This window comes from Rhizobium giardinii bv. giardinii H152, from assembly GCF_000379605.1.
Taxonomy (GTDB): Bacteria; Pseudomonadota; Alphaproteobacteria; order Rhizobiales; family Rhizobiaceae; genus Pararhizobium; species Pararhizobium giardinii.
Genome location: NZ_KB902687.1, coordinates 1 through 16,266 on the forward strand (window position 1 = coordinate 1; position 16,266 = coordinate 16,266).

At 57.3% G+C, this 16,266-nt stretch carries 14 protein-coding genes; 5 read left to right on the top strand and 9 right to left on the bottom strand.

Annotated features, from left to right (window positions below; genetic code table 11):
• The coding region (locus tag A3AY_RS0120575; RefSeq protein ID WP_018327562.1) for a chemotaxis protein CheB at positions 1–3,005 on the bottom strand (3,005 nt) is incomplete at its 3' end.
• A gap of 282 nt (positions 3,006–3,287) precedes the next feature.
• Between A3AY_RS0120575 and A3AY_RS35685 the strand changes: the two genes are divergently transcribed.
• Both A3AY_RS35685 and A3AY_RS39295 read left to right on the top strand, forming a co-directional pair.
• Entirely contained in the window at positions 3,288–4,343 is a 1,056-nt protein-coding gene (locus A3AY_RS35685; protein WP_018327563.1) for a chemotaxis protein CheB, read from the top strand.
• A 159-nt stretch (positions 4,344–4,502) separates the two neighbouring features.
• Complete coding sequence (locus tag A3AY_RS39295) at positions 4,503–4,670, top strand: hypothetical protein (RefSeq protein WP_154663314.1); 168 nt, start codon at positions 4,503–4,505, stop codon at positions 4,668–4,670.
• 927 nt (positions 4,671–5,597) lie between these two features.
• On the opposite strand, the gene A3AY_RS0120590 is transcribed toward A3AY_RS39295, so the two are convergent.
• The 5 genes from A3AY_RS0120590 to A3AY_RS0120610 all read right to left on the bottom strand — a co-directional run bounded on the left by A3AY_RS0120590 (position 5,598) and on the right by A3AY_RS0120610 (position 9,723).
• Positions 5,598–6,521 (bottom strand): electron transfer flavoprotein subunit alpha/FixB family protein, encoded by a 924-nt coding sequence (locus tag A3AY_RS0120590; RefSeq protein WP_018327565.1) that lies wholly within the window; start codon positions 6,519–6,521, stop codon positions 5,598–5,600.
• Positions 6,522–6,548: 27 nt separating this feature from the next.
• Entirely contained in the window at positions 6,549–7,298 is a 750-nt protein-coding gene (locus A3AY_RS0120595; protein ID WP_018327566.1) for an electron transfer flavoprotein subunit beta/FixA family protein, read from the bottom strand.
• Positions 7,299–7,324: 26 nt separating this feature from the next.
• Positions 7,325–7,468 (bottom strand): GMC oxidoreductase, encoded by a 144-nt coding sequence (locus A3AY_RS39300; RefSeq protein WP_018327567.1) that lies wholly within the window; start codon positions 7,466–7,468, stop codon positions 7,325–7,327.
• A 21-nt stretch (positions 7,469–7,489) separates the two neighbouring features.
• Positions 7,490–8,908 carry an FAD-binding protein gene (locus A3AY_RS35690; protein WP_083926002.1) on the bottom strand — a complete coding sequence of 473 codons (1,419 nt, stop codon included), beginning with the start codon at positions 8,906–8,908 and terminating at the stop codon, positions 7,490–7,492.
• A complete protein-coding gene (locus A3AY_RS0120610; RefSeq protein ID WP_018327569.1) occupies positions 8,905–9,723 on the bottom strand; it encodes a fumarylacetoacetate hydrolase family protein in 819 nt (272 codons plus the stop codon). The genes A3AY_RS35690 and A3AY_RS0120610 overlap by 4 nt, the downstream gene beginning before the upstream one ends.
• 224 nt (positions 9,724–9,947) lie before the next feature.
• Here A3AY_RS0120610 and A3AY_RS37125 point away from each other — a divergent pair, with 224 nt between their 5' ends.
• Both A3AY_RS37125 and A3AY_RS0120620 read left to right on the top strand, forming a co-directional pair.
• Positions 9,948–10,871, top strand: coding sequence for a beta-keto acid cleavage family enzyme (locus A3AY_RS37125; protein WP_018327570.1), 924 nt, complete (start codon positions 9,948–9,950; stop codon positions 10,869–10,871).
• Positions 10,840–11,640 carry an IclR family transcriptional regulator gene (locus tag A3AY_RS0120620; RefSeq protein WP_083926003.1) on the top strand — a complete coding sequence of 267 codons (801 nt, stop codon included), beginning with the start codon at positions 10,840–10,842 and terminating at the stop codon, positions 11,638–11,640. The genes A3AY_RS37125 and A3AY_RS0120620 overlap by 32 nt, the downstream gene beginning before the upstream one ends.
• 221 nt (positions 11,641–11,861) lie before the next feature.
• On the opposite strand, the gene A3AY_RS0120625 is transcribed toward A3AY_RS0120620, so the two are convergent.
• The 3 genes from A3AY_RS0120625 to A3AY_RS0120635 all read right to left on the bottom strand — a co-directional run bounded on the left by A3AY_RS0120625 (position 11,862) and on the right by A3AY_RS0120635 (position 14,955).
• Entirely contained in the window at positions 11,862–12,941 is a 1,080-nt protein-coding gene (locus tag A3AY_RS0120625; RefSeq protein ID WP_018327572.1) for an NAD-dependent epimerase/dehydratase family protein, read from the bottom strand.
• A gap of 32 nt (positions 12,942–12,973) precedes the next feature.
• On the bottom strand, positions 12,974–13,867 hold the full coding sequence (locus tag A3AY_RS0120630; RefSeq protein WP_018327573.1) for a carboxymuconolactone decarboxylase family protein: 894 nt from the start codon (positions 13,865–13,867) through the stop codon (positions 12,974–12,976).
• 98 nt (positions 13,868–13,965) lie between these two features.
• On the bottom strand, positions 13,966–14,955 hold the full coding sequence (locus tag A3AY_RS0120635) for a cyclase family protein (protein ID WP_018327574.1): 990 nt from the start codon (positions 14,953–14,955) through the stop codon (positions 13,966–13,968).
• 223 nt (positions 14,956–15,178) lie between these two features.
• On the opposite strand from A3AY_RS0120635, the gene A3AY_RS0120640 reads away from it, so the two are divergent.
• The gene (locus A3AY_RS0120640; protein WP_018327575.1) at positions 15,179–16,261 is read left to right on the top strand and encodes an ABC transporter substrate-binding protein; all 1,083 of its coding nucleotides are present in this window, start codon (positions 15,179–15,181) and stop codon (positions 16,259–16,261) included.
• Positions 16,262–16,266 lie beyond the last annotated feature (5 nt).

Here is a 16,266-nt window from a genome sequence, read left to right on the forward strand (position 1 = left end):
ACGAAATCCTCGCTCGAGCGTGTGGTACGCAGCGTTTGCCGGGCGAGCGATTGGACGACGGCAAGCGTGTTTTTGACGCGGTGGCTCAATTCGTTCACCAGCAATTGCCGGCGCTGCTCCCAGCGCTTGCGATCGGTGATATCGCGGGTGCTCTCGAGAACGAGACGCCGATCGCCCAGCGGCATGAGCTCGATCTGGGTTTCCACCGTCAGCACCTGTCCGTCCTTGGTGGTGTGGTGCAATTCACCGCTCCAGCGACCCTTTTCCGCGAGAGTTTCCCTGAGCGCTGCGAATGACGAGCCCGGCACGGTCGTCTTCAGAAGCATTTCTTTCTGCTTTCCGACCGCTTCCTCGCGCGAATAGCCGTAAAGGTTCTCGCTGCCACGGTTCCATTGTTTGATGCCGTCGTCCATGTCCCATACGAAGATCGGCGAGCGCGAAAGTTCGACGAGGCGCATTTCCTGGTCAAGCCGCTGGGCGCTCTCCTTGGCCGCCTCCTCGGCGTTGCGCCGATCGGTCACGTCGACAAATGTCACAACGACGCCATCGATCTTGTCATCTATCGTTCGATAGGGGCGCATGCGCACCAAATACCAGCCGTGGTTGCGGCTCTTGACCTCCCGCTCGATCGGCGTCAGGTCTTCCAGCACAGAGCGCGCTTCCTCGGCCAAATCTCCATAATCGAGTTGATGGGTAAAGTCGGTAATCGGTCGCCCCTCGTCATTCATCGTGACGTTGAATATCTCCATCAAGCGAGGAGTGAAGCGTTTGATGCGAAGCGATGGGCTAAGGAACAGGGTCGCGACGTCAGTTGCGGCCATCAGGTTTTGCAAGTCACTGTGAGCGCGTGACACACTCTCCAGTTTCAGTTTGAGCTCATTGTTGACGGTCTGCAGCTCCTCGTTGATCGACTGCAACTCCTCCTTGCTCGTCTCGAGCTCTTCCGCCGTTGATCGGTATTCCTCGTTCATCGACTGAAGTTCTTCGTTGGCCGCGCGTAATTCTTCGTTGGCTGCTTCCGACTCTTCGCGTGTAATCCGAAGGCGGTTCTGGGCGAGTTGCAGTTCTTCCTGTAGCTGGCGAATGGGCTGGTTGTTGGCCGGTCGACCGTCGAATGTTTCGGAGCTCGCCCCCTCTGATCTATCGACAGCCTCCCCTTCGATGAAAAGCACCAGGGCGTGGCGTGTAGGATCGTTTCCCTGCACGACCGGCTTTACCTGCAGATAGACGCGATGGGGCAGCCCATCGAGTTGGGCGAGGATCGGCATGCTCAATGTGGCTTCATTGCGTTCGAAAGCGCGATGCAGGGCCGCGCGGAGGTCAAAGCGAAACTCCTCGCGAACGAGATCCGTCGCATCCATGCTGACCGGTCCGCCTGAAGGTTGAAGAAATCGGCCAGCGTTTTCGGAGAGATGGATTGCCCGTTGGGTTTCGTCGATGAGCATGCTCGGCGGGGCGATTTTCTCCAGCATCTGGCGATGTAAGGCCGCATCGCCGACGCTGCTTGCCAGCGATGGCGGCCGCGCGAGCGTTGGGGGTCTTTCCGCGACCTGGCGGGACCCGAGCAGCACCGGCAACGCCGGGTGTCGGTCGCTGGCAGGCGCGGCCGACCTGTAAATGCGTGCTTCTCGATCCACCGTGCGGAAGAGACCCGCAGGGTGATCAGCGCTTTCCGACGAACCGAGGAACAGGAAGCCGCCCGGATTGAGCGCATAGTGGAAGGTGTTGCAGACCTGATGCTGAAGCTGCCTGTCGAGGTAGATCAGCAGGTTGCGACAAGAAATCATATCAAGATGCGAGAAGGGTGGGTCTCTCAGCAGGCTGTGACTCGCGAACAGGACCACATCACGCAGTTCCCGCCGTACGCGATAGTGATCACCTTCACGCTGAAAGAACCGGCGCAGCCTTTCTTCCGAAAGATCGCTTTCGATGGTAGCGGGAAAGCGTCCTTCGCGCGCAATCGCGAGTGCTCCCATGTCGAGATCGGAGCCAAACACCTGGATCTCCGGGGGGAGGTCACGACGCGCGGCCTCTTCGAGCAGCAGGATGCCGATCGTGTAGGTCTCTTCCCCGCTGGCGCAGCCTGGAACCCAAACCCGGATACTGTCCCCTGCCGCCTTGCCGTTGAACAGTTGTGGAATAACGTTATCGGCCAACGATTTAAATGCCGCAGGATCGCGAAAAAACGTTGTGACGCAAATCAAAAAATCGCTGAAGAGCGCTTGAGCCTCCTCCACGTTCTCGCGCAGATAGGCATAATATTCCGCCAGCGACTCCTTCCTTGTGACCTGCGCCCGCCTGCTGATGCGGCGCAGGATGGTCGCGCGCTTATACTGCGAGAAGTCGTGTCCGGTGCGCACGCGTACATGGGCTATTATGCGGCCGACTGTGTCCTCGTTGTTGGGCCGGATATGGGGGGATATTAGATCGGGAGGGCTAGCCAGGAGTTCCGCCAACCGATCCGTAAGTTCTCGAATGGGAAGGACGAAATCGGCAACCTCCGTTGCGATTGCGTTGCGCGGCATCGACGGATATTCGGCCTCATTCGGATCCTGAACGAGCACAATGCCGCCTGCTTCCTTGATGGCCTTGACTCCCATCGCGCCATCCGCGCCCGCGCCCGTGAGAACGACCGCGAAACCGCTCCCCGGGTGCTCCGCAAGCGAACGAAAAAAGAGATCGATTGGCGCGCGATGGGCGCGCGCCTCCTCGAACGGAAGTGCAGCGATGGTTCCGTCGGCGATTTTCAACCGTCGGTTCGGCGCGATCACGTAAACATGATTACCTTCCAGATTGGCCTCGCCTTCGACCTGCGTGACTGGCATTTGCGTCCGCGACGCCAGAATGTTGGCCAGCTCGCTCCGGGCATCAGGGTCGAGGTGGACGATGACAACAAAGGCTGCATTGGTGTCGACAGGCACACCAGCAAAGAAAGTTTGAAGAGCCTGGACTCCCCCTGCTGAAGCCCCGATTCCGACAATCAGAGGATCCGATTCGTCATCCATCCGTCCACCCCGCCGCACAACCACCAGCCACGAACTCTACGCGGATGCGAGTCCAGCATGTCTACAAACTCCAAGAGCCGGAGCCTTCGCCAGTGGACACTGACAGGGCCCCGGCGCGCACTTCTTATAGCAGGCCCAAGGGGCGCGCCAATAGCGTTCGGCTGGGCGAGCTCAGGCATTATCTCCCTCTTTATCGCTCGTGAAAAGCGCCCAGTCATAATTCGTCCTCCGCGTACTGAACATATGTAGTTATCGCGCGTTATCGGTGAAACGGAGCATTCCATGGATCGCCGCGACATCATCGCCATCGGAGGATCAGTAGGCGCGATTGCAGCGATAAAAAATCTGCTTCGCGATCTTCCTCGCGATCTGGCCGCCACACTGTTCATCGTGATCCATGTCGGCGCGCGCGGAAATGATCTTCTCGCAGATGTCCTCGGTGCCAGCGCCGGTTTTCCCGTTACAACGGCAGTCGATGGCGAGCGCGCCCAACAGGGGCGCGCCTATGTTGCCCCCGCGGATCATCATTTGCTCGTCATTGACGATACGATCCGGCTTGGCCGCGGTCCACGCGAGAACCTCTCCCGACCGGCGATTGATCCGCTCTTTCGTTCCATTGGCGCAAGTTTTGGTCCCCGGGGCATAGCGATCGTTCTGACAGGAATGTTAAACGATGGAGCGGCAGGCCTTTTCGATCTGAAGCGTTGCGGCGGCGTGACTGTTGTGCAAAACCCATCGGAGGCAGTCGCGCCCGACATGCCGCTCGGAGCTTTGAAGGCGAACACGGTCGATTATCGTGCCTCGCTCGCCGATCTCCCAGCGCTGCTTGGCAAGCTTACGAGCGAAGTAGCAGGTCCGCCGGTCGTTGTTCCGCAAGACATCAAGCTCGAAATAGACATCGCTCTGGGCCGGGAGATCAGCCCTGAGACGATTGCAACCATCGGCGATACGGTTCCGATTTCATGCCCCGGCTGCGGGGGCGTATTGTCGCAGATCAAGAACAGCTCGCCGCTAAGGTTCCGTTGCCAGGTCGGCCATGCATATACGTCCCAGACCCTGTCTGCTGACAAGGAAAGCGCCGTTGACGAGGCGATGAGGGTGGCGCTTCGAATCATCGAAGAAAGGGTGACGCTCAGCGAGAAAATGGCCGACGACGCCCGAAGCAACGGATTCCATGCGGCTGCTGCTGCAAACGGACGACGCGCCAAAGAGGCACGTGAGCATGCCGAAACATTGCGTCGCGCCATTCTCGGCAAGTCCGAAACCCTCACTGACGAGAGGTTGGAGAGTTTGGACGACATCGGTGTACCGACGAAGCGGCGCAATTCGACATCTTGATCGAAATGGATGTGTCAAGGGTCGTTTTTCGGCTGCCGCCTTCACTCGCAGTCCACGCTGGGACGCCCCCTCCTGCCATAAAGTGATAGGGTCGAAGCTTCCTCAAGGAACCTTCTCGATGATCGCTAGTTAGCGCTCGTTGACACCGAGGTGATGATTATGGACGCCAATGAAACACCAGCCGTTCTCCCGGCCGGCACCCGCGCGCAAGAGCAGCGGAAGCTTATGGTAGGAAGAGCAGCAATGGTCATTGTTAGCGGATTTGCCGTAGCTGCTTTTACGATTTACGCGATCGTGATGCTATATGCGATCACCATAGCGAATTGAGCGGTGGCGTGATGGAAAAAGACCGGAAGCCGTGCGCGAGCGCTTGTCTGGGCTACGCGATATGGAAGCCAATGACGGTAGTGGCTGTAACCGCATTCGATGTGTCGGTCAGGCATATTTCCTGAAACCTTCGAAAGATCTGCGCATCGACGCGCGGATGTCCTCGGCGACACAGGTTCGCGGGTGCCAGTCCAAGTTGGTCCCGGTCCTGCTTCCCAGCATTTGGTCAAAGCGTCCTGAGTTCTTATAACAGGCGCCTAGTTTTCCGCTTCATCAATGCTGTCTCGCGCGTTTCTCAAAGCCCGAAGGCGCTCCGTTTTTTTCTGTCGAGCGCTTCGCTCCTCACGCTGCTGCGCTTCAACGTAGGCCTTCGAATCTTCGAAATTGCCTCCGGCGCCGGCACCTCTTGGCCGGCGTGTTTTGGCCCTCTTTACTGTTCCGGACATCACAATCCTCCTTGCCGCATAAAGGGGAATCGTATTGGCGGCTTTCCCTTCAGGTTTCGTCAGCCATTTTGGGGACGAACGCCGCCAGTATAATCTCCTCGGTCATTTCGGACAGAGATGAACGCTTGATGACGCGGGCAAGTTCCTGTGACCCCGCGCCGGATCACAAATGATGCGGAACGGTTTCCAGAAATGTTCTCGTTCTGGGGCTGGGGTCCTGTGAAACTTGCGAAAATGACTCGGGACGAAATACCGGTCGCAGGTTTCAAATCCGTTCAAGGCGGCCCTTCCACGTCAGCTTAGACTAGTAGCGCGTATCGAGACCAGTGTATCACTGGCCACGATCGAGGGCCGGCAGTGGCGCAAGTACGATCGATGCTGCAATAATTGCAGACACGGTTCCCTTCTGGCGTCGTTGACTGCGCTTAGCAAGGTCTGAAGCGTTTCGACAACGAGTTTCATGGGCCGCCGGGAAGTCAGACTAAATTGACTTTTCAAGCTCCGGCAAGATGTCGAACAGGTCACCGACAAGGCCGTAGTCGGCGACCTGGAAGATCGGGGCCTCCTCGTCCTTGTTGATGGCGACGATGACCTTACTGTCCTTCATACCGGCGAGATGCTGGATCGCGCCGGAGATGCCGCAGGCGATGTAGAGCTGCGGGGCGACGACCTTGCCGGTCTGGCCGACCTGCCAGTCGTTCGGCGCATAACCGGCATCGACGGCCGCGCGCGATGCGCCGACGGCCGCGCGGAGCTTGTCGGCAACCGGCAGGACGACCTCCTGGAATTTCTCCGAGGAACCGAGTGCGCGACCGCCGGAGATGATGATCTTGGCCGAGGTCAGTTCCGGACGGTCGGACGAGGACAGCGCGTCCTTGACGAAGGTCGAAAGGCCGGGATTGGCGGCAGCCGAGACGGTCTCGACGGAGGCAGAGCCGCCTTCGGCAGCCGACGCGAAGGAGGCCGTGCGCACGGTGATGACCTTCTTGGCTTCGCTGGTCTGCACCGTCTGGATGGCGTTGCCGGCATAGATCGGCCGCTTGAACGTGTCGGCCGAGATGACCTCGGTGATCTCGGAGATCTGGGCGATGTCGAGCAGCGCAGCAACACGCGGCAGAACGTTCTTGCCGACCGAGGTGGCGGCCGAAAGGATGGTGTCGTAGCTGCCTGCCAGCGAAACGATCAGGGCTGCCAAGGGTTCTGCGAGGTTGTTGGCAAGGTCGTCGCCTTCGGCAAGCAGCACCTTGGAAACGCCGGACAGTTTTGCCGCCTGGTCGGCCGCAGCCTTAGCAGCCTTGCCGGCGACCAGCACATGCACGTCGCCGCCGATTTTCTGGGCGGCCGTCAGTGCCTTGGCGGTCTGGTCGGACAGGCTTGCGTTGTCGTGATCCAGAAGAATGGCCATGATGTGAGTCTCCTTATTCTGGGGTTTTTAAAGCACGCCGGCTTCGTTTTTCAGCTTGTCGACCAGTTCGGCGACCGTCTTGACCTTGATGCCGGCCTTGCGGCCTTCCGGCTCCTCGGTCTTCAGGACCTTGAGGCGGGCGGCGGTATCGACGCCGAAATCGGCCGGGGTCTTCTTGTCGAGCGGCTTCTTCTTGGCCTTCATGATGTTCGGCAGCGAGGCATAACGCGGCTCGTTCAATCTGAGGTCGGTGGTGACGACTGCTGGCAGTTTGATCTCGATGGTCTGCAGGCCGCCATCGACTTCGCGGGTGACCTGAGCCTTGCCGTCGCCGATCTCGACCTTGGAGGCGAACGTGCCTTGCGCCCAGCCGAGCAGGGCCGACAGCATCTGGCCGGTCTGGTTGCTGTCGTCGTCGATCGCCTGCTTGCCGACGATGATCAGCCCCGGCTGTTCGGCNTCCGCAACACCCTTGATGATCTTGGCAACGGCGAGCGGCTCGACCTGATCGTCGGTCTCGACCAGGATCGCCCGGTCGGCACCCATCGCCAGCGCCGTGCGCAGCGTTTCCTCGGCCTTGGCCGGACCGACCGAGACGACCACCACTTCCTCGGCCTTGCCGGCTTCCTTCAGCCTGAGCGTCTCCTCGACCGAAATCTCGTCGAACGGGTTCATCGACATCTTCACATTGGTAAGCTCGACACCGGATCCATCCGGCTTCACGCGGATCTTCACGTTGTAGTCGACGACCCGCTTCACTGGAACGAGTATCTTCATGAAACAGCTCTCTCCTTGGTAGTTGCTTAAGCTGGTTGTTTCTCCAGCAAGTCTTTGATGATGTCCGACATGCGCTCGCCGATCATTGTCGGAAGGTCTGTGTTCGCCCGAGGGATAGTAGGCATGATCGATGCGTCACAAACGCAGAGGCCGCTTAACCGGAACGTCACAGGTGATTGTCCGGTTCTCCCTCAAGGCTTGTCGTTCTCTAGGAAACCAATTGCTCGCGCTATCAAACGCTCGATTTCCCGCTTTCCCGCCGGTACGTAACGATCGTAGAAGTGGGCATTGAACGGGCCGACGCCATGTTCGGCGCTGAAGCTTCCTCCGTGGCTCGCGACGACGTCATAAACGGTGGTCCTGAGCCGTTCGACCTGCTCCGCGTCATACGGCACGTCATGCGGCCAGATCATATTGAAGTGAATCCCACCATCTCCCAAGTGGCCGAAGTCAGCGATCATTACGAAATCAGCCAGACGCTGGACTTGAGCGCAGGCTTCTTCGCGAAACTGCATCAAACGGTCGCGAGGGACCGAGACATCGAGTGCGATGACCTTCCCCTTCCGCTTCAAGCTATCGGAAATATGATGGCGAATGGACCAAAGGTTTATTGCATCCTGCGTGAACGCATTTTCAATTTTGCCTTCTTCGAATGCTCGTTCGATTTCTCGCGAAAGTTCATCCTCGACGTTGATGCCATTGCCCCCGTCTTTATTCCAGCTGCTGACTTCCACGAGGAGAGCGTAGGGTGGAAGCGGCTCATTGAGAAAAGGGTTGCGCAATTGGGGTACTTCGCTAAAGACCACCGCGAGAGCAGTCTCTGATATTCCCTCGAATGAAGTCAGTTGCGGACCAAAACACTCCTCAAGATGGAGCAAGATATCGAGTGCACCAGCAGTCGAGCTCGGCACGATAAGAGCGGTCGCTGCATTATGCGGCAACGGATGAACCTCAAGAACCGCACGAGACACTATCCCGAACTGACCGCTGGTGCCAATGAACAACTGCTTGGCATCAAAACCTGTGTTGTTCTTCCGGACTTGGTCCATAAAATTCAGGATGGTCCCGTCGTAAAGGACCACTTCCAGGCCAAGTACGTGGCGTCGGACATCACCATAACGAATGAAGCGCGTCCCGCCTGTATTGGTAGCGATCATTCCGCCGATCGTGGGGTCGGCACCAAGGTCGATCGGAAACCAAAGACCGGAGTTTTCGAGGACGTTGTTCAACGTGGACAAGGATACTCCTGCCGAGACTTCGACTGACCGGTTTATATGGTTCAGTCGTATTCCGGACGCCATCCGTTCGAATGATAGCACCGCCTGATGACCGCTGGCATCGGGCGTCGATGCGCCTACCAGCCCGGTATTGGCACCCTGCGGAAGCACCACAACCTGATGATCAGCGCAGATTTTGAGGGCAGCAGAGACACCCTCCGTTGACGCTGGCCTCATAACGAATGCGGCTCGGCCTGCTCCATAGCGGGCACCGGTCTCGTAGCGGACAAGGTCTTCTCTTCGCGTGTAGAGGCAATTGCTTCCCAGAACGGTTGAAAGAGCGGCGAGGCACCCCTCGATATCAGGACGTAATACTGGCGGCCGTATCGTCATGGCGCAGAGACTACCGAGTTGATTAGCGTGCCGACGCCGGTAACTTCAACTTCAACAGTGTCACCTGGCTGCATGTACAGCGGGGGCTCTCTACGATCACCAACACCGCCAGGGGTACCCGTTACGATAACGTCACCGACAGACAGCTCGGTGAACGTTGAAATGTATGCGATCAGTTCTGGAATCGAGAAGATCAAAAGGTCCACGCCGGACTGCTGTACGATCTTGCCATTCAGGCGGGTCGTGAGCGTGAGCGTATTGGGATCAGAAATCTCGTCGACGACGAGCCACGGGCCGAAGCCAGCACTCGCGATGAAATTCTTCCCCGCAGTGAATTGGCTGGTGTGTTTTTGCCAGTCACGAACTGAGCCGTCATTGTAGCAGGAGTAGCCGATGACGTGGGACATGGCCTGATCGGCAGGGATATGGCGTCCACCTTTGCCAATCACGATCGCCATCTCACCTTCGTAATCGAACCGAGTGGATTCGTTTGGGCGAACCAATGCCTGGCGGTGGCCTACCTGCGTATTCGACCAGCGAATGAATAACGTCGGATAGGCTGTTTCAGGACGCTTCGTCTCGATGCGGTGCTCAAGATAGTTGAGCCCAACGCAGACGATCTTGTCAGGGTTGGTTATCGGCGGCAGCAGCTCAGCGGCGTCCACCTTCGTTGCTGCGGTATCCTTGTACTTAATTGCTGCCACATCGGCCAAAGCTGTCTTGATGTCTCCATGGCTCAAGATCTCATGGATGTCATCGCCAAGTACGATACCTGGCCCGACACTACCCTGATGGCGAAAAGTTACGAGACGCATCGTTCCTCCAACGGCTGTTGCTTGGTGCACTGACTAATCGCTCTGATCCCGCGCAGCACGCTTTTTGTGCGGGACGCTGTCTTGTCATGTAGGACAATGAATACTCAATCGGACACTTTTTGCGTCATGTCAAGGAATTTTCCGGGACATCGTCCCTATTGACGGGACCGTGTCCCCGGTGTTAGACAACTCGCAATGGCGTTCTTGGCTAAGGAGAGGTACTTATGGACAAGCTAATCATCACCGTTACCTGCGACAGCGACTCGGCATATCCCGGTAACCCCAACAACCCGACCCCAAAGGGGATGGACACCGTTGTGAAAGAATACCTGGGTGGCATCGACGCCGGAGCCGCGATCAGCCACATCCACGGACCGCGGAAGCTAGACGATGCTCCTCAGCCGGATGGCTCGCGGCTTTCGAGTCTGCAAATACCTGGCTGGGGGAGAATGCAGGACGCGATCTTGTCCCAGCGCGATACCATCATGCAGTTCGGCATCGCGGGTGGCCGCTTCGATCAGCGCAAGGAACTTATCCGGACCTATGCCCCGGACATGCTTTCCGTCGCCTTCGTGGCTCACGACGAGTGCTTCGACTACGATCCGAGCCGGGTGCCGAAAGAAATTTATGGCATTCACTCACGTACCGAGCTTGAAGAATATTGCACCTTGTGCAACGAGCTTGGCATCAAGATCGAGGTTGAGGCATTCCACACGGGAGGTTTTTGGAACGCGCAGCGTATGATAAATAAGGGCCTGCTTCCGCAGCCTGTTTGGATCACCTGCTTCTTTGGATGGAAAGGCGGGGCGTGGACGCCACCAACTGCGGACGCAGTTCTCTATATGAAGAGCCACCTACCGAAGGGCGCGAACTGGAATGGGAGCACGATGGACCCTGACGAGCACTGGAATGTCCTTACTTCCGTCATTTTAGCCGGTGGCCATGTGCGCGTTGGTATGGAAGATAACCCATTCATCAGACCTGGCGAGTATGCTCGAACAAACGCAGAGCTTGTCGACAAAATCGTCAGAATTTCTCGTGAACTTGGTCGTGAAATTGCGTCTCCTGACGAGGCGCGTGAGATTATTGGCCTAAAGAAGAGAGCAGCACAAAGCGATGGCGGATTCAAAAAGTACGGAAACAACTGACGAGGCACCGCCGCAATCCATCGGACTTGTTAATCTCGTTGTCGAGACGCTGTACTCTCTGGCCGCAAGGCCAGAGGGTTCAAGTATCCGTGCGATTGCTCAGGAGACCGGCAACAGCCGTAGCTCCACCCACAGGATATTGCAGTATCTTGCCAGAAGCGGGTATGCGGAACAGACCGAAAATGGAAGCTACGTCGTTGGCTCCAGGCTTGTTTCGCTATCCGCTCGTGTATTTGGTGTGGTGCCGGTCCTTCAGATCGCACGATCCATTATGCGCAGGCTGGTCGATGAAGTCGGCGAGACGTGTTACCTCGCGACTTATCTGCCTGGCGACGATTTCTGTACCTACGTGCATCGCGTTGAAAGCGCCAATCTCGTTCGACATGTCCAGCCTCTTGGCGTGCGGCTTCCGCTCCATGCTGGTGCGGTCGGCAAGGCCATTCTAGCGTCCTTGCCTGCCTTCGATTTCACGAAGCTCGCCCTTGTTCCCTATACCGTGCACACCCTGACAACAGAGATTGCATTGAGGGAGAGCCTAGATTTGGTTAGGGAGAAGGGCTACGCCGTCAGCGTCGAGGAGCGGGTACTGGGTGTGGCGGGTGTCGCGAGCGTCCTCAAATCGGAAGACAGTGTCGTTGGAGCGCTGACTGTGTCCGTGCCGCTTTCGCGAGTGGCGCCGCCAGATCTTGATCAAATCGGGGAGTTGGTCAAAAGCTATGCCGAGGAATTGTCGTCCGCTCTGACGGGGATCGGAGTAACACGCATTTAGGCGGAACCATCGCTTCGATGATTGAAGTCGCGTCACTCGCGTCTAACCGTTTGTTTTAGTCAACCGTGCAGGAATTTCACTCCCTCCGAGATCGTACCCGGCCATTTCTTCCAACCGCTCCTGCGACATGTTCAGCAGCCCTCGTGACTTCTGAGAGCGTCGCGGGTTCACGGATCATGAATCCGGTGGCAAGCCCGGCGCATGCGCCGGGCTTTTCATTGTCAGCGTGGCAGGATGTTTGCGTCCTGCAGTCTCTTGAGCCAGTAGAGGACTGCATCCTCTGTGTCGTAGCAATCGGAAAACCCAGCCTGCCGCAACTTAATCGGGCTCATCAACCGATCGAAAGGCCGCTCCTTACCAAATCCCCATGTAAGGTCAGCGCTTTGCCAGGATGCACCGACGATGTCGCTCATCTTCAAGGGTTGAAGCTGGTGCTTGGCGACGATCGTGTCCCAGCATTCAGCGAGGAGGGGCATTTCCTCGCTGAGCTTCATGGGCTGGTCTCCGCCGACTGGCATGTTGAAATAGGCTGCGATAGGTGCCCAAATGTCTCGCCAATTCACTGCATCGCCGTTGACCACGTTGTAGGTTTCGCCTGCTGCGTCGTCATGGACAAAGCAGAACTCCGCAGCCCGCGCGATTAACCGGCTGTCAGCGCATGCGGTGACGTACTCACCGCCGCCAGGAAAGAAGAGAGGTTTTCCCAATTCGCGCATGACGCATGCGTAGACGCCTAGCGCAGCGATGATGTTGATGGGACTTCCCAACGCATCGCCCAGGATGAGTTGCGGCCTGAGGATGGAGTAGCTCCAATCCGCAGCGGCCGAGCGACTCTTAAGATACTCCTCCTGCTGCCAGTAGAAGATGTGGTGGTCCATACGAGGCCACCGTTCCTTGGCAGGGACTGGAACTCTACCCAGATGAGAACCATACGCTTTTCCGCCCTGAAGGATCGCCAGGTGCCGGAAATCCGGTCCAGCAACATTCTCAACGACGTTTTGAAGCATCGTGAGATTGATTCCTGCCTGCGCGGTGCTCTTCCAACCTTCTAGAAGATCCTCTTGCTCGTACAGTGCAGCGTAAAGAACATGCGTGATCGTCGGAGCTTCGGCGAAAGCGGCTCTACACGCCTCTACGTCGGTCAGATCTGCAGAGATATGATGCACCGGGCTGCCTCGGCGCGGTGAACGCCGAGACAGTGTAACAACCTCCCACCCAGGCAAGCTGGAGAAATGCTCGGTTGCCGCAGCTCCAACCAGTCCGGTTGCGCCAACGATTGCGATCCTATTTGTGATCGTCATTTCGTGCTCCTCCCGTAGACACGCGGCTGACGTTAGAAACCAGCGCCGGTTTCTTCCTCGATGATTTTAACCAGGTCACGGAAGCGTTCCGGAACGATATTTGGATGGCCCACGACCACAACCGACTGGAACAACACCTCCAGCACTTCTCGCGGAGAAGCGCCTTGCTTCATGGCCGTTCTCATATGATGCCGCGTCTGAACGATTTCGCCGATAGCAAGCGTGTTGCCCACCATGCAGAGCAGTCGGGTTTTGTGATCAAGGATCTGTCGCCCATACATGTCGCTGTATCCAAAATCGTAAAACGCCTCCGCGAAGCCTTCGTCGAGGCCCCCAATAAAAGTGGCATTGTTTAGCGTGTGGCGTGGGCGCAGCGCGAGAGCGATGCTAATCCCCGGCCATCCGTACTTGGCCATCAGTTCATCGGCGCGTGGATCGGCCAAGTCTTCCGGATCCCAGGTCGTCCTCTCCGCCTCGAGACTGCGTTCGCTTTCACGCTGTCCAGTTCGCAGGCTTCGAGCCGACACCTCATCAAACAGGCCACGCGCCTTTAATTCTTCCGTAAAGATCGTCAGTGGCTCATCAACAATCGATTCGCCGCCATAGATCGAGCATTGGAAAATGACTTCCAAAACTTCGCGAAGATCAAGCTTCTGTTCGCAGGCCGCGATGATGGTTTCACGGAGACGCGAATGACGGCGGCTCATGGTGAACTGACCCGTCATTACCAACAGTCTCGTGCGGGCGTCCAGAGCGGGACGGCCGAAGAGTCGTGCGGCATAACGCAGAGAGGCCTCTGCGAAAGCCGAGTCAATCTCGCGGCGGCTCTCGAAACGCTTGCGAATACCCGGCTGGAAGCGCTCGACGATGGACAGCATCTGCTCGATGGAAGCCTCTCCGTCGAAGTTTACAGTGTTGATAGGCATGTTCAGATCCTTGTTCTGCGATTCAGATCGTCGCCGATTTCAGCGACTGGCGGTGGATTCTTAGGTAGGACTGCTTTGCAGCTGCGGAGTGCGATGGCTTACTTGATTGCGACCGCATTGCATGGCGATCCAACGCCGCCGACGAGGGTAAGCGGCTTGGATACGAGCATGCACTCGTAGATTTTGTCGGCCGCGCAGTCCCTGGCGAGGTCGTCAAGTTTCCACATCTCACCCAAGCAGAGACCGAGCAGCGCGATCAGATCGGGGTGCATCATGCCGCGCACATTCCTATCAAATGGAGAAGTGGGAACGGTCGGCATAACTTCGACAGCGACGGTGTCACTCGCGACGACAGAAAAGTGGCTATCCCAGAGCCAAGCTAACATTTCCTCGCTTTGAGCAAGTCCGCAGAATGTTCGCTTTGCGATAAGGTCCTGCTGATCTTTGATGTTAAGACCAAGGAAGTGCTCCGCCCAACCAGTGTGGAGCAGAAGAATGTCGCCGGTTCTGAATTTCAATCCTTGAGAATTCACAGCGCCTTGAACGTCATCGAGCGTAATCGAGTCGCCCGTCATCAGATCTAGGGGACGGCCCACCGATAGGCGATAACGTCCGATATCGACCAAAACGCCGCGCCCGACCATGCCGCGGCGCCCGATCTGTTGGACACCAAGATCAGGCGTGCCTGAACCAACGAGAAACTCGTCGACGTTGTTGTAGAAGCCGTGAACGCTGTGCTTGTGATGACGAAGGCCGTCGATGTGAGATCCGGCTTGAGGGAAGAAGTCATTGACGTAATCGTCATGTACTTGTCCATCCAGCCGACAAACCTCGCAGTGGACCAGAGTTTTTCTGTAAGGCGAGACCGGAGGCTTGAATGCGTTGAGCTCGTAGTCCAGGCCGAAAGAGGCACCTTTGCGGACCAACGTGGCGGCTTCGGCCGCGACTTCTTCAGTGAGCAGGTTGACCGTCCCAATCTGGTCATCCGTGCCAAACAATCCCCATGCAGACTCTGCCGGAGCGTCGGTGCGAGCCTTCAGCTCCACATATGACGGGAGCCTTTCATTCTTCCAGATATTCGAAGTCATTGTTCCTCCTTGCCTACAACGCGGCCGAGCCTGCTCAAAATCCTCATTGAAGCTCGGGCTCCGTATATCCAACTTTGTCCCGTATGTAAAGACACCGTCCCGGATAGAGAACCTTTTTGATGCCAATTGACTGCGGCGCGCGGTCAAAATAGGGACGGTGTCTTGACAAGTGGGACAAAAGAGATCAGATGAAGACAGTAGTTTGATTGGGAGGAGAAATCAGATGAATACGAAAAGTACGCTTAAAGCCTGGACTGCCGTTGCTCTTGCATCGGTGATGGCTCACGGAGCCTATGCACAGAGTTCCGGTGAACCGGTGCGAGTGATCTTCGCGGGTGCGATGAACAATGTGCCAATGATGGTCGCCGCCGAAAACGGCTACTGGCGCGACCAGGGACTGGATGTGTCCGTCCAAGTGCTGGATAGCGGTTCGCAGATTGCGCGAGCATTGGTTAGCGGTGCGGCCGACATTGGAGCAGGGGCTGCCACCTCGACGGTAATCCTTTCCCGCGCAGCTGGAAACAAACTGACGCTGATCGGCCCGTATCATAACAACCCGATGGTCGTGAACGGCGTCGAACGTGTGGGCGTCGTCGCACGAAAAGAGTCAGGCCTCTCGGATCAGAACCCCGCGGATATTGCTGGGAAGACGGTAGGCGTCACGGCCGGGAGCACGGGCGAATCCTATCTAAGAAGCTACCTGTCCTCGATTGGGAAGACCATGAAGGACATCAAGATGGTGAACCTCGCTCCGCCAGACATGGGCGTGGCACTGCGGCAGGGCACAGTTGATGTCGCGGTGCCGTGGGAACCCTATATCAGCGAGATCGTCAGGACGCAGGGTGATGACGTAAATGTGGTTCGTCGCGGTGGTCCGTTTGGGGCTAGCGTTGTCGGCATTATGGTGACCGAGGACTATCTGCAGGAACATCGCGACATACTTGAAAAGTATGTTTTGGGTGCTTGGCAGGGTGTAAAGTTTACCCGCGAGCATCCCACAGAAGCGGCCGCTCTTGCACAACGCTACGTTCAGGGCGTCGACCAGCAAGATGCAACGAGCGCAATCGAGGTGATGAGAGCGGAGTTCGATCCGAGGATCTCGGTTTGCACCGAGGCTGCAATTCTCCAGGAGCAGAAAGCCCAGATTGCAGCCGGAAATATGAAGGTGTCAGAGCCGATCGCGTATGATCTCGTCGTGCAAGAGGGGTTCATCAACGATCTGCTGCAGAAGCATCCGGAGCTCACGAGCGATCTCGCTCCGTTGCCTCAGTCGGTGGAGAAGTGCGGTGGCCACGGTACCAATTGATCTGA

Coding starts and splice junctions, on each gene's coding strand:
- A3AY_RS35685 (WP_018327563.1), top strand. CDS start 3,288: ATGGATCGCCGCGACATCATCGCCATCGGAGGATCAGTAGGCGCGATT.
- A3AY_RS39295 (WP_154663314.1), top strand. CDS start 4,503: ATGGACGCCAATGAAACACCAGCCGTTCTCCCGGCCGGCACCCGCGCG.
- A3AY_RS0120590 (WP_018327565.1), bottom strand. CDS start 6,521: ATGGCCATTCTTCTGGATCACGACAACGCAAGCCTGTCCGACCAGACC.
- A3AY_RS35690 (WP_083926002.1), bottom strand. CDS start 8,908: ATGACGATACGGCCGCCAGTATTACGTCCTGATATCGAGGGGTGCCTC.
- A3AY_RS0120610 (WP_018327569.1), bottom strand. CDS start 9,723: ATGCGTCTCGTAACTTTTCGCCATCAGGGTAGTGTCGGGCCAGGTATC.
- A3AY_RS37125 (WP_018327570.1), top strand. CDS start 9,948: ATGGACAAGCTAATCATCACCGTTACCTGCGACAGCGACTCGGCATAT.
- A3AY_RS0120620 (WP_083926003.1), top strand. CDS start 10,840: ATGGCGGATTCAAAAAGTACGGAAACAACTGACGAGGCACCGCCGCAA.
- A3AY_RS0120625 (WP_018327572.1), bottom strand. CDS start 12,941: ATGACGATCACAAATAGGATCGCAATCGTTGGCGCAACCGGACTGGTT.
- A3AY_RS0120630 (WP_018327573.1), bottom strand. CDS start 13,867: ATGCCTATCAACACTGTAAACTTCGACGGAGAGGCTTCCATCGAGCAG.
- A3AY_RS0120635 (WP_018327574.1), bottom strand. CDS start 14,955: ATGACTTCGAATATCTGGAAGAATGAAAGGCTCCCGTCATATGTGGAG.
- A3AY_RS0120640 (WP_018327575.1), top strand. CDS start 15,179: ATGAATACGAAAAGTACGCTTAAAGCCTGGACTGCCGTTGCTCTTGCA.